Origin of the sequence: Sphingobium sp. BS19, from assembly GCF_027925545.1 — a bacterium.
Taxonomy (GTDB): Bacteria; Pseudomonadota; Alphaproteobacteria; order Sphingomonadales; family Sphingomonadaceae; genus Sphingobium.
The window spans coordinates 28,694-45,420 of sequence record NZ_BSEF01000022.1 but is presented as its reverse complement, the minus strand read 5'-3'; the positions used below and the strand labels follow the sequence as shown (position 1 = coordinate 45,420).

Annotated in this window: 13 protein-coding genes and 4 pseudogenes; 9 read left to right on the top strand and 8 right to left on the bottom strand. The window is 61.6% G+C overall.

The window, feature by feature from the left end:
- Nucleotides 1-164 precede the first annotated feature (164 nt).
- On the top strand, nt 165-701 hold the full coding sequence (locus QMG56_RS19610) for a LysR family transcriptional regulator (RefSeq protein WP_281824301.1): 537 nt from the start codon (nt 165-167) through the stop codon (nt 699-701).
- Between the two features lie 16 nt (nt 702-717).
- Here the strand turns inward: QMG56_RS19610 and QMG56_RS19605 are convergent, their stop codons facing one another.
- Nucleotides 718-3,732 (bottom strand): Tn3 family transposase, encoded by a 3,015-nt coding sequence (locus QMG56_RS19605; RefSeq protein ID WP_059153620.1) that lies wholly within the window; start codon nt 3,730-3,732, stop codon nt 718-720.
- A 131-nt stretch (nt 3,733-3,863) separates the two neighbouring features.
- Here QMG56_RS19605 and QMG56_RS19600 point away from each other — a divergent pair, with 131 nt between their 5' ends.
- A complete protein-coding gene (locus tag QMG56_RS19600) occupies nt 3,864-4,424 on the top strand; it encodes a recombinase family protein (RefSeq protein ID WP_059153619.1) in 561 nt (186 codons plus the stop codon).
- Here the strand turns inward: QMG56_RS19600 and QMG56_RS19595 are convergent.
- Nucleotides 4,419-4,667, bottom strand: coding sequence for a transposase (locus QMG56_RS19595; RefSeq protein ID WP_281824299.1), 249 nt, complete (start codon nt 4,665-4,667; stop codon nt 4,419-4,421). The two genes, QMG56_RS19600 and QMG56_RS19595, sit on opposite strands and share 6 nt — an antisense overlap.
- 104 nt (nt 4,668-4,771) lie before the next feature.
- Nucleotides 4,772-4,953: pseudogene (locus QMG56_RS19590) on the bottom strand (integrase core domain-containing protein); the annotation flags it as partial.
- A 152-nt stretch (nt 4,954-5,105) separates the two neighbouring features.
- Here QMG56_RS19590 and QMG56_RS19585 point away from each other — a divergent pair.
- Nucleotides 5,106-6,402 (top strand): annotated as a pseudogene (locus QMG56_RS19585) (IS110 family transposase).
- A gap of 209 nt (nt 6,403-6,611) precedes the next feature.
- Here the strand turns inward: QMG56_RS19585 and QMG56_RS19580 are convergent.
- A pseudogene (locus QMG56_RS19580) lies at nt 6,612-6,759 on the bottom strand (IS3 family transposase); the annotation flags it as partial.
- 244 nt (nt 6,760-7,003) lie between these two features.
- Between QMG56_RS19580 and QMG56_RS23530 the strand changes: the two are divergent.
- Nucleotides 7,004-7,150, top strand: a pseudogene (locus QMG56_RS23530) (IS3 family transposase); the annotation flags it as partial.
- Nucleotides 7,151-7,438: 288 nt separating this feature from the next.
- On the opposite strand, the gene QMG56_RS19575 reads toward QMG56_RS23530, so the two are convergent.
- Together QMG56_RS19575 and QMG56_RS19570 are read right to left on the bottom strand one after the other, a co-directional pair.
- Nucleotides 7,439-8,350, bottom strand: coding sequence for a fumarylacetoacetate hydrolase family protein (locus QMG56_RS19575; protein WP_281824297.1), 912 nt, complete (start codon nt 8,348-8,350; stop codon nt 7,439-7,441).
- Nucleotides 8,351-8,405: 55 nt separating this feature from the next.
- The gene (locus QMG56_RS19570) at nt 8,406-8,987 is read right to left on the bottom strand and encodes a cupin domain-containing protein (RefSeq protein WP_281824295.1); all 582 of its coding nucleotides are present in this window, start codon (nt 8,985-8,987) and stop codon (nt 8,406-8,408) included.
- Between the two features lie 59 nt (nt 8,988-9,046).
- Between QMG56_RS19570 and QMG56_RS19565 the strand changes: the two genes are divergently transcribed.
- The gene (locus QMG56_RS19565; RefSeq protein ID WP_281824293.1) at nt 9,047-9,223 is read left to right on the top strand and encodes a hypothetical protein; all 177 of its coding nucleotides are present in this window, start codon (nt 9,047-9,049) and stop codon (nt 9,221-9,223) included.
- A 1-nt stretch (nt 9,224) separates the two neighbouring features.
- Nucleotides 9,225-9,863, top strand: a complete 639-nt coding sequence (locus tag QMG56_RS19560; protein ID WP_281824291.1) for a flavin reductase family protein — start codon at nt 9,225-9,227, stop codon at nt 9,861-9,863.
- A gap of 14 nt (nt 9,864-9,877) precedes the next feature.
- Here the strand turns inward: QMG56_RS19560 and QMG56_RS19555 are convergent, their stop codons facing one another.
- Nucleotides 9,878-11,389 carry a benzoate-CoA ligase family protein gene (locus QMG56_RS19555; RefSeq protein WP_281824289.1) on the bottom strand — a complete coding sequence of 504 codons (1,512 nt, stop codon included), beginning with the start codon at nt 11,387-11,389 and terminating at the stop codon, nt 9,878-9,880.
- A gap of 176 nt (nt 11,390-11,565) precedes the next feature.
- Here QMG56_RS19555 and QMG56_RS19550 point away from each other — a divergent pair, with 176 nt between their 5' ends.
- Nucleotides 11,566-12,006 carry a hypothetical protein gene (locus QMG56_RS19550; protein WP_281824287.1) on the top strand — a complete coding sequence of 147 codons (441 nt, stop codon included), beginning with the start codon at nt 11,566-11,568 and terminating at the stop codon, nt 12,004-12,006.
- Nucleotides 11,963-12,409, top strand: a complete 447-nt coding sequence (locus tag QMG56_RS19545; RefSeq protein WP_281824285.1) for a hypothetical protein — start codon at nt 11,963-11,965, stop codon at nt 12,407-12,409. The genes QMG56_RS19550 and QMG56_RS19545 overlap by 44 nt, the downstream gene beginning before the upstream one ends.
- Nucleotides 12,410-12,891: 482 nt before the next feature.
- Here the strand turns inward: QMG56_RS19545 and QMG56_RS19540 are convergent, their stop codons facing one another.
- Nucleotides 12,892-13,449 carry a recombinase family protein gene (locus tag QMG56_RS19540; protein WP_031290454.1) on the bottom strand — a complete coding sequence of 186 codons (558 nt, stop codon included), beginning with the start codon at nt 13,447-13,449 and terminating at the stop codon, nt 12,892-12,894.
- Between the two features lie 139 nt (nt 13,450-13,588).
- Between QMG56_RS19540 and QMG56_RS19535 the strand changes: the two genes are divergently transcribed.
- The gene (locus QMG56_RS19535; protein WP_039859054.1) at nt 13,589-16,546 is read left to right on the top strand and encodes a Tn3 family transposase; all 2,958 of its coding nucleotides are present in this window, start codon (nt 13,589-13,591) and stop codon (nt 16,544-16,546) included.
- Nucleotides 16,547-16,727: the final 181 nt, after the last annotated feature.

Sequence of the window (16,727 nt, the reverse complement as noted above, 5' to 3'; positions counted from 1 at the left end):
CGCGAGCACGTGCGTACGGATCGTCGGCACATCGACGATGAAGGTTTCGATGGCTTCGACAGTGACCATTCCGATCCTCTCTTTCTTATTTCTTATCTGTGGACATACGGCTTGCGCTGACGGAGCGGAAAGATCACCTCGGTCCGGCTCGATACCCTGGAGGTATGATGGACTTGCGACACATTCGTTATTTCGCGGCTGTAGCAGCAGAGCGGAACTTCACTCGCGCTGCTGAACGGCTTGGCGTCGCCCAGCCGCCGTTGAGCCGCCAAATCAAAGAACTCGAACTCGAATTGGGCGTCGTGTTGTTCGATCGCGATAGCCGCCCGATCCGGTTGACGGAGGCGGGCAGAATCTTTCACGAGCAGGCGACGCGGATCCTTTCGAGCACGGAGCAACTACGCCGCTCTATGCAGCGGCTCTCCGCCAGCGAGAAACGGCGTTTCGTAGTCGGGTTCGTGGCGTCTATCGTTTACGGTATGATGCCCGAGGTCATCCGGAAATTTCGAGCACAATCGGAAGGGCTTGAAATTCAGCTTTTGGAGATGACAACCTTGGAGCAGGTCGTTGCGCTCAAAGATGGTCGCATCGACGCTGGGCTCGGACGGATCCGGATCGACGACCCGGCGATCCAGCGAGAGGTATTGCAGGAGGAGGCGTTAATGGGTCGTGCGGCTGAGCGGAACAAGAAAGTGTCGTAAGGGGCATTATTTCTTTTCAAAAGTCCCATTCGGAATTAGGTTGGCGTAGCGGTCTGAGGCCGCCGTTTGCGACGGCGTCGGGCACGGAGAAGTCGTAGCTCCCGAGGAAATTGATGTGACGCCAGAATATCGGCGAGAGTCGAGCGATATCGGCGGGCAGCGGTGGCGCCCCGGCCTCGCTGAGTTGGCGCACGGTTTCCTGCATGTAGACAGCGTTCCAGTGGACGATGGAGTTGAGGGCGAGACCGAGGACCCCGAGCTGCTCCTCTTGGCCTTGACGCAAAGGGCTTCTGATTTCGCCCCGATCGCCGTGATGGACGCGCCGACCGAGCTTGTGGCGCAATTCCTGCCGGTTGAGCTGAAACAAGATCCGTCGGCGGAACGGTCGGTCGTCGATGTATCGCAGGATGTGCAGCGTCTTGATGATGCGCCCCAGTTCAGACAGGGCCTTGGCCAGGGTCGTTGGGCGGTCTTTGACCTGCAGCATGCGCATGACGCCTGCGGCCTTGAGGTGGCCGAGCTTGATCGACCCGGCCAAACGGATCAGGTCGGACCAGTTTTCCCTAATCAGATTGATTTTGATCCTGCCCCAGGCAATCTCATCGAATTGTCCGTAGCTCGCCTGGCGGTCGATGCGCCACAGCTTCGCGCCGCCGATGTCCGCCAGACGGGGGCTGAATCGGTAGCCCAGGAGCCAGAACAGGCCGAAAATTGCGTCGGAATAGGCAGCGGTGTCGGTCATAATCTCCAGAGGATCGAGCTCGGTTTCCTGCTCCAGCAGGAGAGCCAGGACGACCAAACTGTCGCGCAAGGTGCCGGGGATGACCGCTCCGGCCAGCCCGCTGAACTGATTGGAAATCATGTTGTACCAAGTGACGCCGCGCTCCTGGCCATAGTATTTGGGATTGGGGCCGGCATGTATGGCGCTCGACGGAGCGACAAACCGCATTCCGTCCGCGCTGGCCACCTCTCCGGCGCCCCAGTGGCGAACGATATCCAGGCGATTGTGGGCGGCAACGATCGCGGCGTTCGCCGCAGCTATGGTCTCAGGCCGAATGAAATTCTGATTGACCCAAGACAGCCGGTCGCGACGCAGAGCCGCAATTTCCGGGCGCACAACTGGCTCAAGACCGATGTTGCAGGCGCCGCCGACCAGGGTTGCGCACAGGCTTATCTCGAAGTGCTCGACGGTGGCCTGACGCTCGCTCAGATGGGTAAAGGACTTGGCGAATCCGGTTCGCGCCATGACTTCAAGAAAGATGTCGGGCATCCCCGCCTTCGGCATGCGCGTTTGGACGGCGCCGCGCAGCGCACGAAGGCTCTCGGATTCATCAAGCTTGTCGAGGGGCGTGACCACAATCCCGGTCTTGTCGGCGACCGTCTCGAAACGCAGGTCAGGATTGTGGCCGGCGCGCGCGACGACATGTCGATATGCCTCGTCGAGAAGGCGGGAGAGACCGTCAATCTCAGTGTCGGCTTCCAGAGATCGGCCCAGGGCGCGTGCCACCATCAACCTGGAATTGTGCCAGGACTCGCCCTCGAGCATCCCGCGCCGAGGATCTCCGTATCGGATGCCGGGCTTGGCGAACACATCGCGATGCTTGATCGCGAGACGCCATGCATCGATGATCGCGAAGACATAGGCTTTCGGGTCCCGCACACTGCCTTCATGATCCAGGACATGTTGCCTCCACGCCTTTGGGATCGCAGCGGTCGGTGCGCCGCGCATCTTGGCGAGAGACGACCAGTCGTCTACGCCCTTGAGGTAGCTGATCGCGGCCTTGACGTTTTTGCCGCCCGGGGCGGCGTCGGTCTCGATGCGGTTGGTGATTTCGAAGAACAATTTCCGGGCACCCCGCCACTTTCTCCGCAGTTGGTCGTAGGGCTTGCTCTCTGCGGGCTTGGCGATCGCCTCCACCTTGGACATGGCGGCCTCGATGTCGGGACGGGGCAACCGCTCGAAGAGCACATCTCTCCATTCATTGAGGGGCAGGACATCGTCGGTCAAAACCAACAGACCCATCGCGTGGAGCAGCATCGCGGCGCCATCGAGATCGCGCAGACTGCGCAGACGGTCCTGTTTGTCGGCGGCTTCGGCCCCCTTCACCAAATCGGCAAGCAGAACCTCGGCCAGCTCGGCGGCATCGTCCTGGGCCGCCGCTTCGAGCGTATGGAAGAGCGCGGCTACAGTCGCGGTTCGACGAGGCTCCTGAAGGGCCGCAATGGCCGAAGGCTTGCTGACACGCGCTACCCGCGCGAGCCGCTCAAGGGTTGTCGCGGGAACACCCCTTGGTGGCGCCGGCCGCAGATTGAACGCCCGGACCGCATCGAGCCGATCAAGGTGACGGAAGAGCTCGGTCGGCATGCGCTTGGAGGGCACTGTCCGCAGCGCGTCCAAGGCGGCGAACGTGGATGTGTCGCCATCGTCAAACAGGGCGGCGATGCGCGCGCGTTGGTCATCGCTCAAGCTGGCGACCAGATGGCGCCAAAGCCTGGTCCGCGCACGATCGCGGATTCTGCCGACCAATCGCTCGACGACCGTGACGCCTGGCAGCAGCACCTTGTTGGCGATCAGCCAGGCCGCCGCTCGATCAATCAAGGGGCCGGGCCGCTCGTCGCCGCTCCAACAAAGGGCGTAGAGCCATCTGGTCAATCGGAAACGCGCCACCGCGTTGTCGCCAAAGTCCGTGAAGCCGCAGTGCGTCCGGATGAGCGCGAGGTGCCGGATGCGCCGGCTTCCCGCAAAATAGGCGTCCACGTCCGTGGCGGGCTCAAGAGCGAGTTGTTCGATCACGGTCGCCAGGACCGACGCGGGGATCTCGGAAGGAGAGACTGGAAATGCGCCCAGAAACCGGGCGCTCGTCAGCATCACGGTGAAGCCGAGCCGATTATGGTCTCCGCGCAGAGTTCCAATGAGGTCGCGATCAGTTTGGTCCAGATGGAAATATCGCGCGAGTTGGTCGGCCGACGGTTCGCCGTCGAAGCGAGAAAAGCCCTGACGCTGGGCATCAGTGAGGTGACGGGTGGGCATACCGTGCGAAACTTCCAACTTTTGCGAAGGGGACGGCCGATGCCGATAAACAAGGCGAATTTCTTCGCAAAATATATGTGCGAAATAAAGTCGTTTTGCAGCAACTTTCGCACAATGGCGGGAGCCTCCGCATGAAGCTCGGCTACGCGCGCGTCTCCACCGAGGATCAGAACCTGGACATCCAGTGCGCTCGGCTCTCGGAGGCTGGCTGTGAAATGATGTTCGACGAGAAAATATCAGGGGCCGCTCGTGGCCGGCTCGAGCTTGAAAAGCTGATGGGCCACCTGCGCAAAGACGATGTTCTCGTCGTCACCCGCCTCGATCGTTTGGCGCGATCCACCATCGAACTCTTGCACATCGCGGAACGTATCAGGGAAAAGCAGGCAGGATTACAATCGCTTGATGAACCTTGGGCCGATACCACGTCCCCGTCTGGCGTGATGATCATGACCGTATTCGCCGGGATCGCCCAGTTCGAGCGGTCTCTAATATTGAGCCGAACCGACGAGGGTCGAAAGGCGGCTATGGTGCGCGGCGTGACCTTCGGACGCCCAAAGAAAATGCGACCCGATCAGGCCGAGCTTGCTCGCCAACTTGTTCTGGAGGGCAAATCAATCAGCTCCGTCGCCAGGACCTTCAATGTTCACCCGGCCACTATCTATCGCTGCATTGAGCCAAACGGCTCCTTATGACACTTTTCTGTTCCGCTCAGCCGCACGACCCATATCAACCGGCAAAAAGGTCGGCTCGTCCGCCGCAGGCAGCAACCCTCGCTTCCTGAACAGATGGCGCCATTGATAGATCTGGCTTCGCGACACATCGTAGCGGCGCGCGACGCGCGCCAACGTCTCTCCGTTCATTCCCACAGCGGCGACGATCTCGAGCTTCTCCGCGTTGCTCCACCGACGACGCCGTTCCCGGCCCAATATCTCCACCGCCGTCCCTCGCTTTGGCTCAGGACGTCCATAACGACGTCCTTATGGACGTCCCTTACGCGCTCACATCACAGCAAGGCAGGCGGCCTCAATCGGTCGGTTACGATCAGAACCTTTGCCTCGGCGAGGCTGTAGAAGATCTCGCCATTGAGCAGTTCGTCGCTAAGCGACCCGTTAAAGCTCTCATTGTAGCCGTCTCCCATGGTGAAACGGGGCGCCATGTAGGGGTCTTCACCCCGATCTGCGCGAGCTAGACCCGCACGGCAGCGGCAATGAACTCGGCACCATAGCACATTGGGAACCGGCCTATTTCAGGCCGGATTGCCTTGATGGAGGCAAGGGCGCGTAGCGCCCGCCGCCTCCATCAAGGCGGCCATGACCGGCCAGCATGTCTCTAAAGTGAAGTTGTCGACTCAACCTTTTGGAGACTGACCGATCATGACCAAGCGCACTTCTACTCCCACTGACACCGTGCTGGTAGCCATCGACATGTCCAAGCACCGGCAGGAGGTGCTCATCGAACGCCCGGAGGGCGGGCGACGACGGCGGATGACGGTGATGGCCACCAAGACCGACTACGACCGCCTGGCCTCGGACCTGGCCGATATCGGCAGACCCGTCGTCGTCGGCTTCGAAGCCACCGGCAACTACCATCGCACACTGGCCCACCGATTACTTCGGGCAGGTTTCGAGCTGCGTCTGATCTCGTCGGTCGCCTTGGCCCGGACGCGCGAAGCGCTGCATAACGGCTGGGACAAGAACGACTCCAAGGACGCTCAGGTGATCCTGCATATGCTGAGGATCGGCGCTACTCAGCGTTACGTTGATCCGCTGGCAGCCGGCATCAATGATCTGCAGGAGATGTCGAAGACGCACGAGGCCATTTCCAAGGCGAAGACCCAGGCATGGCATCGGATCCTTACGCACTATCTGCCGCTGTATTTCCCGGAGATCGAGCATTTCGCCGGCAACAGCCGGTCCGACTGGTTCCTGGCGCTGATCGAGCGATTTCCGACGCCGGGCAGCATCACCTCGATCGGACGGGAGGCGTTCACCGAACAGGTCTGGCCGCTGATCGGCCGCAAAGTCTCCAAGGCTCGCGTAGTCAACGATATTTACGAGACCGCCTGTGCATCGATAGCGCTGCCGATCGAAGAGGACTCCACTGCGATCATGATGTTCCGCATGGTTATCGCTCAGGCTCGCACACTGATTCAGCAACGCAATGAGATCGAACGGATCGCCCATGACGTACTGGCCGTGAACCGTGACTATCAGCTCCTGCGCATGATCCCCGGGATCGGCCCGATCAATGCCCTGACGATCCTCGCTGAGGCTGGCGATCTGCGCCGCTTCAACCACCATCGCCAGTTTCTCAAATTCTGCGGCCTCGATCTTGCTACTTGCCAGTCAGGCATGTTCCGTGGGCGGACCAAGCTGTCGAAGTACGGCAATGCCCGATTGCGGCGCACTTTCTGGATGGCGACGCAGGTCGCGATCCGCCAGCGAGACAATAGCTTTCGTGACAAGCTGGGGCGCTACATAGCTGGGCATCCCAACGATCCTGATCGCCGCCGCAAGGCGATGACCGCACTCACCGCCAAGATGGCGCGCGTCGCGCACGCCGTCATCAAGACGGGAACCGAGTACCGTCCGTTCCTAGAACGGGCGGACACCAGATGGAAGGACCCCTCTCTGTGCAGCCGTGAGGGCGCAGCCGCGACCCTGTAGATAATGTTCGGGCCTTCCATCTGGCATCCGTATCTCATCTTAAGGACGGTGAGGACCACGACCGGCACGGCCGCTGGATCCTGTGTTTGCTATGGCCGAGAGCGTATTCCTTGACGATGGAAGCCATCTGGATCAGAAATACATCAGCGCCGATTACGCTCGGCGCAACGAGACCTGCTGGTCTTTGCCCGCTGCTGCTTCCCAACATAGGACGTTGTCCAACCTGATATGCGCTGGTGGCCCGGGCGATGAACAGATCGGCAGGAGCCGCCAAGACATCCTCATGCTTGAGCCGACGCGCCACAAGGAACGCCAGGCATTCCCCCGCGGCCTCGTCGATGATGGTGAGCATTCGGAACTTATACCAAATCCTGCGAGGTTTGACTCACGTCGGAATTCACAGCGCGGGCCGATCTGATTCGGCATCGCGAACTGGAGAAGGCTCGCGATGGCGGCGCCAATCAAATTGCGATCGGACCCGCCGGAGACGGGCTGCGGCGCATCGTGCGTGCGAGCAACGACGGTAGCCACGTCCGGCGGCTCCTGGCATTTGCTGAGATCTACCGCGTGATTAAGGTGAACGGGCGGCTGCTCCAGCGTGACGGTGGCTCACCGATAACGGCAGCTGATACACCGCGCGCGACACCCGCAGCTTCGCTCGCAACATTGGCTTGGTGCCGCTTACGGCCCCAGTCACCAGCCCACAATCAAACGGCAGGACAGAAGCATCTGTCCGCACTCTCAAGCGGGACTAGATCCGGGTGAGCCCCAGGCCGGATGCTTTAAGTGTAATTGACCAGCTGCCCTGCTGGATCGTCCATTATAACGAGGTGCATTCACACCGTGCTTTAGGCTATCGATCACCTCGCGCGTTTATCGCGAAAACACGCGAGGTCCCGTCAGGCCTTTAGGGGGCAACAACACGACCAGACTGGTTCGATCGTTTCGAGTAGCCTCGTTTCAGAGTCGCCAGAACGCTTTGCACATACAGTTCTAGCGCTATCGGATGCGACCAAGCGCTCGATGGCCTCGGGTCGTGGTCAGCCCGCGATCACCGCGTGGCGTAAGGTACCCAGTCGCTCGACCCCGGCCTCGATCACGTCGCCTGGCCAGAGCCATTCCTGCGGCACGCGTCCCGCGCCTACGCCTTCGGGTGTTCCGGTGGCTATGATATCGCCAGGTTCCAGCGTAATACCCTGAGAAATATCGGCGATCAGCTCATCTACTTTGAAAAGCATGTGGCTGGTGTTCGAGCGCTGTTTCGCGATGCCGTTGACGGTGAGCCAGATATCAAGCGTCTGTGGATCGCTGATCTCGTCCGCGGTGACGATACATGGGCCCATTGGCGCATAACTGTCCTGGCCCTTTGAATACACCCATTGACCCGCCCGGCGGCAATCGCGCGCGCTCATATCAATGATGATCGTGTATCCAAAAACGCAATCCAGCGCGTCGGCCTTTGACACCCGTTTTGCGGTACGCCCAATGATCGCACCGAGTTCGACTTCCCAGTCAAGTTGTTGCGTGATGTCGGCGCGGTGAACTATTGGATCATCGGGACCGATCACGCTTGTCGGCGGCTTGGTAAAGATCACCGGCTGCTTCGGCAGTTCCGGCGAGCTATCGAGCGCCAGTGCCGATTCAGCGACATGGTCGATATAATTCAGGCCGATCCCGAACAAATTCTTATTCGGTCGCGGGATTGGCGCGAGCAGGCGGACGTTGACGAGTGGCTGTGCTACGCCGATTGCCCATCGGCCGGACGTCTCAGCAAACAGCGCAGTGACCGCAGCTACTGCTTGGGGGCCGAGCGCGATAAAATCCAGCATGCGCGACGGCAGGACGATGTCAACGCTCCGGCCATAACGTTCGAGATCCACAACGAGATCGCCCACAATGGCGCCGAGGCGCGCTTCCGCTTCGACCGTGGCACGGTAAGTCACAAGACGCATTTGAAGTAGTTTACCTTTCGAAAGAGACCAGTTGCTTCGACGAGTGAGAACGCAGTCATCCGAGGACTGGCTGGTGCCCGCTATTTTCGCCGTAAGCTTCCTCGCGATAGAGACCGAGGGCGCGGATGACGGGGAGGTCGTGGAAAGAGAACAGGCACATGTCCTCGGTCTGTGACCCATTGGCGAATTCGTGAAACGCCCAGGACGGAACGCAGAAGATATCACGCTCGCAAAAATCAAAGCGCCGCCCATTGATCACCGCAGAGCCAGAGCCTTTGGCACACTGGTAGACAAAGCTGCCAACCTGTCGGTGCGCCTGCGTCTTCTCGCCGGGACGCAGCATCTGCATCGCGGCGCCGATCGTCGGCATAACTGGGCCACCCGTAAGCGGATTTACATAGTCGAAGTGGATGCCGTCAAAGCGCGACCCGTCGCTGACGCGGGCGTAATCATTGAGCGCCTCATATGTCTTTGCCCATTCGTAGCGCAGCAACGGCGAGTAGCGGTGCGACCAGTCCTGCCCTGCCGGGCGCAGCGCTGGCTGGCCCCAGGTCGAGGTCGAGGCGTCGACTGGCTCGGTGCGCACCTGAGCCAACTCGGGATGGACTTCGTAGAAATTGGCATCGAGCGCGTTCATCAGCGGGATGTCGAGGCCGTCCTGCCAGCAGCCTGATCGTCGGGCCGCTCGGCGCGATTTTGGCAGGGCCGGACTATGCCGGCGAGACGATCCTCTATGCCGATATCGATCTGGGCGAGATCGTCCGCGGCCGCTACGATTTCGATGTCGCCGGCCATTATGCGCGGCCCGACGTGTTCCAGCTTACAGTCGACGAACGTGCGCGAACGCCCGTCGCCCGTATCACCGAGCGCTGACATGGAGTTCCACCTCCGCAATTTGCCCAAGACCGCACGCTACAAGTTGATGGGCAGCTCGATCACGCCGCGCCCGATCGCGTGGGTGACGAGCCGGTCGGGCGCGGGCATCGCCAACGCCGCACCGTACAGCTTCTTCAACATGATGGGGGACGATCCGCCGACAATCGCACTCGGCCTGCTGTGTTCGGGCGAAGGCGGGTTCAAGGACACTGCGACCAACATCGTCGAGACCGGCGAATTCGTGGTCAACCTCGTCTCAGAAAATCAGGCCGAGGCGATGAACATCACCTGCATGGATGCGCCGCCTGAGGTGGACGAACTCACCTGCGCGGGTCTGACCACGTTACCCTCCGTAGCGGTCGCACCGCCCCGCATCGCCGGCGCACCGGTCAGCTTCGAGTGCCGCACGCTGCACCTCTTGGAGACCGGGCCAGGCCAGTCGGTGGTGATCGGCGAAGTGCTGGTCGTGCATATCGACGATGCCTTCATCCTCGATCCCGAACGCCACCATCTCGATACGGTGGCGATGAAGCTGATCGCGCGGATGCACGGCAGCGGCTGGTATGCGCGCGCGACCGATCTGTTCCAGATGGCGCGGCCGACCTATGCGGAATGGCTGGCGCGAGCGGACAAATAGCGTCGGGCTTGCGCTTACTCGCGCATCCGCAGCTTATACCGCTCGATCTTGCCGGTCGCGGTTTTGGGCAGCGCTTCGAGGAACTCGAACCAGCGCGGATATTTGTACGGCGCCAGGCACGCCTTCGCATGCGCCTTCAGCTCCGCCGCCATATCGCGCGCTCCCGTTTCCGTAGCCAACACCACGAATGCCTTGGGCTTGACCAGCCCGGCGGCGTCGAGCCAGCCCACCACCGCAGCTTCCGCTACGTCCGGGTGGCTGATCAAGGCACTCTCCACCTCGAACGGGGAGACATAAATGCCGCTGACCTTCAGCATGTCGTCCGAGCGGCCACAATAGACATAGCGTCCGTCAGCATCCTGTCTGAACTTGTCGCCGCTGCGCGTCCATGCGCCAAGGAAGGTCTGCTGGCTCGTCTCGCGCCTGGCCCAATAGCCGGAGGCGGCGGTCGGCCCCTTGATGTGAAGTTCCCCAACCTCGCCCACAGAGACCGGTGCGCCTGCCTCGTCGAGGATGGCAAGTTCGAAGCCGTCGAGCGGTCGGCCGGTGGTGCCGTAGCAAACGTCGCCAGGTCTGTTGGAAAGGAAGATGTGGAACATCTCGGTCGAGCCGATACCGTCGAGGATGTCGATGCCGAACCGGGCGCGCCAGCGTTCGCCCAGGTCGGCCGGCAGAGCTTCGCCCGCCGAGGTGCACAGTCGCAGCGTGGACGCTTCGGCCATCGGCAGATCGGGTGAGGCGAGCATCGAATTGTAGAGCGTCGGCACGCCGTAAAAGACGGTCGGACGATGCGCGCGCAGCCGTGCGAATACAGCCGCCGGGGTGGGACGCTCGGCCATCAGAATCGCGGTCGCGCCGGTTGCGAGCGGGAAGATCAGCCCGTTGCCGAAACCATAGCCGAAGAATAATTTCGCGGCGGAAAACGTCACGTCATCTGCGGTGAGATCGAGAATCTGGCGCGGATAGAGTTCGGTCAGTGCGGCGATACTGCCGTGCAGGTGGATCGTGCCCTTGGGCCGGCCCGTCGATCCCGACGAATATTGCCAAAGGCACGGCTCGTCGGCGAGGGTCGGCGCTGCCTCGCGCTGCGGCGTCGCCAAAGCCAGCGCCTCGGCGAAGGCCTCGCCGGCGAAGAGGACGTGCTTCAGGAACGGCCGCGCTTCCCGAATCGGGGCCAGCGCCGCCCAAGGTGCGTCCGACACCACCAAAGCCACCGCGCGGCAATCGTCGAGCAGATATTCATAGTCGACAGAGGTAAGCAGCGGGTTGAGCATCACCGGCACTACGCCCGCCTTGATCGCTCCGAGCGCCGCGACGACGAAGTCGATCCCGTCCTCCAGGCACAGCACGAGGCGCGCTTCCTGGCCGATGCCGAGCCCGCGAAGATAGCCCGCGAACCGGTCGACCCGCTCCGACAGTTCGCCGAAGCTGTAGCTTCCGGCATCGTCGATGAAAGCGATCTTGGCCGCGCGGTGCGGCAGGTTGCGGTCGATCAGGTCGCTAGCTGCATTGTAGGTCTCGAACATCACGGCTCCTGCGTCGACGGCAACATCGGCGAAGAAAACACCACGCGCAATCTTTTTTCGAAAATAATTGCCATTGTTGCAACAATGCCGCAGCAACGGCGCAACAACGAAGGAGTGGGTTGATGCGAGTGGCATGTCTGGGCGGCGGCCCCGCGGGGCTTTATCTCGCCATCTCGATGAAGGTCCGCCATCCCGAGCACCGTATCAGTGTGATCGAGCGCAACCGCGCCGGAGACACGTTCGGCTGGGGCGTGGTATTCTCCGACCAGACGCTGGAGAGTCTGCGCGCCAACGACCCTGCCAGTGCGCTGACGATCGCGGAGAGCGTCGCACACTGGGACAATATCGACGTCGCGATCGGCGGCGAAACGATCCATTCGTCAGGCCACGGCTTCATCGGCATCGGCCGCAAGCGGCTGCTCAACATCCTGCAAGACCGCGCACGCGAACTCGACATCGAGTTGGTGTTCGACACTGAGTTCGCCGACTACCTGACCGCCTATGACGAATACGACCTGATCGTCGCGTCGGACGGCGCTATTCGACTATCAGGAAGTCCGAAAGAGCGAGGTGTTGCGAATCCAGAACAGCGCGCGCAACTCGACCGAATGGTTTGAGACGCTTGACCGCTACACCGGCTTCTCGCCGATCCAGTTCGCCTATTCGCTGCTCACCCGCAGCCAGCGCGTCAGCCATAAGAACCTGCGGCTGCGCGATGCGGCATGGCTAGAAACGGTGGAACGCTGGTTCGCCGCCAGTGCCGGGCTGGATGAGGCGGTGCCGCCGTTATTGAGGCCCTACCGGCTGCGCAGCATGACCCTGCAAAATCGCATCGTCGTTTCGCCGGTGCTAACCTATCAGGCGGAAGACGGGCTGCCGGGCGATTTCCATTTCGTCCATTATTGCGCGCGCGCATGGCGGCGCCGGGCTGGTGACGACCGAGATGACCGCGGTGCTGCCCGAGGGCCGCAATACCGTGCGCTGCCCCGGCCTCTACAAGGGGTGACTACACGAAAGTGACGTAACTGCACGCTAAGGGCGAACGGATAGCGAACACATGTGGCGGGCAGATTTCCGCTACGAACACGGTCCGCTTATTTTCGGACGATATGCCCACAGGTTGGCTGTCATGAGGGTGTAGCCACCTTCCCCATCGGGACGAAGAACAGCCAGAAAGTCCCGATCATCGCGTATCTGCGCATGAGCGATTGCTGATGCGGGAACTATATGCCTGTTTTCCTTACCTTGGATCACTCGTTTGATCCGTACTTGAAGGTTATACTGGCTCCGCCAATTTGGCAGACCATCGGAGCCGGGACTGGCCTTTGAGCTAATCGTCACTATGCGTCCGACAACGGCAAGGTCTCCACATGCATATTCTAGCGCATCTGCGGCCTCGCCATCTTGGACCGTGGCGCATCCGCTGAGGGCACAGAGTAGCGGCAATAGCAGTTTGCGGAGCAACGCTCGATGTTCCGACAGCATGCAGGTAATTCCCAAGTTCATGGCGTTTTTTGTTCCAGTGCCTTGTAGAGAGCTGTCTTCCCGATCTTGAGGCGCGCGGCGGCTTCGCGAACAGTTAGGCCCGCTGCGATATGCGCCCGCGCCTTGCGTAGCTTGTCGGGGGTGACGACAGGGCGGCGACCACCCTTGTTACCCCGATCGCGCGCGGCCTTGAGGCCAGCATGGGTGCGTTCCCGGATTAGATCTCGCTCGAATTGGGCAAGCGAGCCAAAGATGTTGAACACCAGCATCCCGCCCGAAGTGGTAGTGTCGATGTTTTCGGTGAGCGAGCGGAATCCGATGCCGCGCGCCGCAAGCTCGCCGACTTTCTCGATCAGATGGCTCATTGAGCGCCCAAGACGATCGAGTTTCCAGACCACCAGCGTGTCGCCGGTACGCAGATAGGCGAGCGCCTCGGCCAGGCCAGGCCGATCGGTCTTGGCGCCGGACGCATGGTCGTCGAAGATGCGCTCGCATCCGGCCACATTCAGCGCGTCATGCTGAAGCGCCAGCTTCTGATCGCCGGTCGATACCCGCGCATAGCCGATCAGTGCCACGACCGGTCCCAATCTGTCCGTTTTCCCATCAATTTGCATTCTTGTCCGAATCGCCATCGCGGGTCCAGAGTTGACGGACATATTCATGCTGACCGCCAGAGGACCGTCTGACGGACTCGCAAAGCGAAGGAGATGATGCGTGGCGAGACGGCGACTGGTGAGCCCGGAAATCTGGGCGGGGCATTATAGCGCGCCGCTCGATGAGCGCGAGATTGCGCGGCACTATACGCTGACCAGCGACGACGTGGAAATTGTCGGCCGCCGTCGCGGCGATGCCACCCGGCTCGGTTTCGCGATGCTCCTGCTCACTATGAGATGGCCTGGCCGTGCGCTGGAAGCGGGCGAAGTCCCGCCCGCTCCTGTGCTCGCCTATGTAGCGCAGCAACTCGACATCGCGCCTGAAGCCTTTGCGGCCTATGCTCATCGGGACCAGACCCGTCGCGAGCATCTCGTTGAAATCCGACGATCGCACGGGTTCAGGATCTTCGACCGCGACGCCTTCCGTGAAGTTGTCGCCTTCTCGATCCCGATCGCGCAGACCATCATCCATCCCGGCCAGATGGCAGGGGTCATCGTCGATGAACTCCGCCGTCGGCAGATCCTCCTGCCTTCTTCGTCGATTCTCGAAGCGGTACTGCGACGGGCTCGCCAGCAAGCTGAACAGCTTACCTATGAAGTGCTCACAAATGGCCTGCTGCCCGACACACTACAGGGCCTGGACGATTTGCTGGCGCGACGGTCGGGGCAGGCCACCACATGGCTATCCTGGCTACGCAATGCGCCACAGTCGCCGGCAGCGCGCACCATCCTGCGCCTGATCGAACGGCTCGCCTATGTCCGCGCGCTGGGCCTCGATCGCGCCCGTGCCGACATGATCCCGGCTTTGACTTTTGACAGGCTGGCGGACGAAGGCAGCCGCATCACGCCCCAGCACCTTGGCGAACTCAATGCCCTACGGAGACATGCAACACTGGCGGCAACCGGCATCCGCCTTGAGGAAAGCCTGACCGACGCGGCCCTGACGATGTTCGACAAGCTGTTGGGGAGCATGGCGCGCCGCGCCGAGAACCGGACTCGCGACAAAGCCCTAAAGACGGTGCGCGAGCTGCAAGGCCATCTCCGGACGCTCACGGGATCTTGCCGGCTCCTCATCGACGCGCGCACCAAGGGCGTGGATTTTCTGGCGCAGATCGAGGCGCTGGACTGGCAGCGCTTCGCCGTGGCCGTCGAGCAGGCCGAAGTGCTCGGGCGACCGGAAACCGTCGATCGCACGGCCGAATTGATCGAGCGGCATCGCACTGTGAAGCTCTTTGCCGGTGCCTTTCTCAACACCTTTGAATTTCGCGGCGCCGGTGCGGTGCAGGGGCTCCTGTCAGCGCTGGCCATCATCGCGGAGCTCTACCAGACCGGCAAAAGGCGCTTGCCTGATCGCGTGCCGCTGCGCTTTGTGCCGTCCGCATGGCGGCCGTTCGTCCTGCGCGATGGCATCGTCGATCGTGCCGCCTATGAACTATGCGCCCTGTCGCAGCTACGTGAACGGCTGCGAGCGGGAGACATTTGGGTCGCGGGAAGCCGGCAGTTTCGCGATTTCGACAGCTATCTCATCCCGCCGGCGACCTTTGCGGCGCTTCACGAGAAGGGGCCTTTGCCGCTAGCCATCGAAACGGATTTCGAGCGCCATATCGAGGAAAGGCGCACCAGGCTCGACACGGCGATCGAACAGGTGACGATCCTCGCGCGTCAGGGCGAGCTGCCCCAGGTGAGGCTTGACGAAAACGGCCTCATCATCTCGCCGCTGAAGGCGGCAACGCCGCCCGCCACCGAGATTGCCCGTCGCGCCGCCTATGATCGACTGCCGCGCGTGAAGATCACCGATCTTCTGCTTGAGGTCGATGCCTGGACCGGGTTCAGCGAATGCTTCATCCACCGGCGTTCGGGTAGGGAAGCCGACGATCGCAATGCCCTGCTTACCGTCATCCTCGCCGACGGCATCAATCTCGGCCTCACGCGGATGGCGGAAACCTGCCGGGGCGCAAGTCTGCGTCAGCTCGCCCATCTTCACGACTGGCATATTAGCGAGGCCGCTTATGGCGAAGCGCTGGGAAGGCTGATCGACGCCCATCGCGCCATGCCACTCGCCGCGCTGTGGGGAGACGGCACCACTTCGTCGAGCGACGGACAGCAATTTCACGCTGGCGGTCGTGGGGCCGCGATCGGCGACATCAACGCACGCAGCGGCAACGAACCGGGCGTCGCCTTCTACACCCATGTCTCGGATCGATATGATCCCTTCGCGAGCAGGGTGATCGCGGCGACTGCCGGCGAAGCGCCTTATGTGCTGGATGGCTTGCTGTATCATCAGACCGGCCTGACGATTGAGGAGCACTACACCGATACAGGCGGGGCATCGGACCATGTGTTCGGCCTCATGCCTTTCTTCGGCTACCGCTTCGCGCCGCGCCTCCGCGATATCAGGGAGCGTCGCTTGCACCTCCTGCCTGGCCAGGAATCTGGCCAGCTGCTCACTGGCATGACGGCCGAGCCGATCGCATTGGGTCATGTCGCCGCGCATTGGGACGAACTGCTGCGGTTCGCCACATCGATCCGCACCGGCACCGTCACCGCTTCGGCGATGCTCCGCCGGCTGTCCGCCTATCCCCGACAAAATGGACTGGCCCTCGCGTTGCGCGAGCTTGGCCGCCTCGAACGCTCGATCTTCATGCTCGACTGGCTGCGCGACATTGACCTGCGCCGGCGCACCCAGGCGGGCCTCAATAAGGGTGAAGCCCGCAATGCGCTCGCCCGCGCGCTCTTCTTCAACCAACTCGGCGAGCTGCGTGATCGGCGCTTCGAGAACCAGACTTATCGGGCATCGGGCCTCAATCTGCTCGTCGCCGCCATCATCCTGTGGAACACCCGCTATCTCGAAATGGCGTTGGCTGACATCGGTACGCCCGACGAGATCGCACGCCACATCGCACCGTTGGGCTGGGAGCACATCTCGCTGACAGGGGACTATAGCTGGAATGTCGAAGATCGCCCAGATCCGGATGCCTTGCGGCCGCTGCGCGCCGTCAGCTCCTTGCTCGCCGCGTGACGTTCGCTATCCGTTCGCCCTTACCGTGCAGTTGCGTCACTTTCGTGTAGTCACCCCTAAACAGTATCGAAAAGGGGCAGCGCTGGATCTTCGATACCGCTGAGCGACCCGATGGAACGCTCATGGCGGTAAATCTGAGGTTCGAAGGCGTTTAACGATCAACACAATTCTCTCGCAAGTC

What these genes read in the sequence shown, in the direction of transcription:
- QMG56_RS19610 (WP_281824301.1), top strand. Translation starts at nt 165, where the DNA reads ATGATGGACTTGCGACACATTCGTTATTTCGCGGCTGTAGCAGCAGAG.
- QMG56_RS19605 (WP_059153620.1), bottom strand. Translation starts at nt 3,732, where the DNA reads ATGCCCACCCGTCACCTCACTGATGCCCAGCGTCAGGGCTTTTCTCGC.
- QMG56_RS19600 (WP_059153619.1), top strand. Translation starts at nt 3,864, where the DNA reads ATGAAGCTCGGCTACGCGCGCGTCTCCACCGAGGATCAGAACCTGGAC.
- QMG56_RS19575 (WP_281824297.1), bottom strand. Translation starts at nt 8,350, where the DNA reads ATGCGTCTTGTGACTTACCGTGCCACGGTCGAAGCGGAAGCGCGCCTC.
- QMG56_RS19570 (WP_281824295.1), bottom strand. Translation starts at nt 8,987, where the DNA reads ATGAACGCGCTCGATGCCAATTTCTACGAAGTCCATCCCGAGTTGGCT.
- QMG56_RS19560 (WP_281824291.1), top strand. Translation starts at nt 9,225, where the DNA reads ATGGAGTTCCACCTCCGCAATTTGCCCAAGACCGCACGCTACAAGTTG.
- QMG56_RS19555 (WP_281824289.1), bottom strand. Translation starts at nt 11,389, where the DNA reads ATGTTCGAGACCTACAATGCAGCTAGCGACCTGATCGACCGCAACCTG.
- QMG56_RS19550 (WP_281824287.1), top strand. Translation starts at nt 11,566, where the DNA reads ATGAAGGTCCGCCATCCCGAGCACCGTATCAGTGTGATCGAGCGCAAC.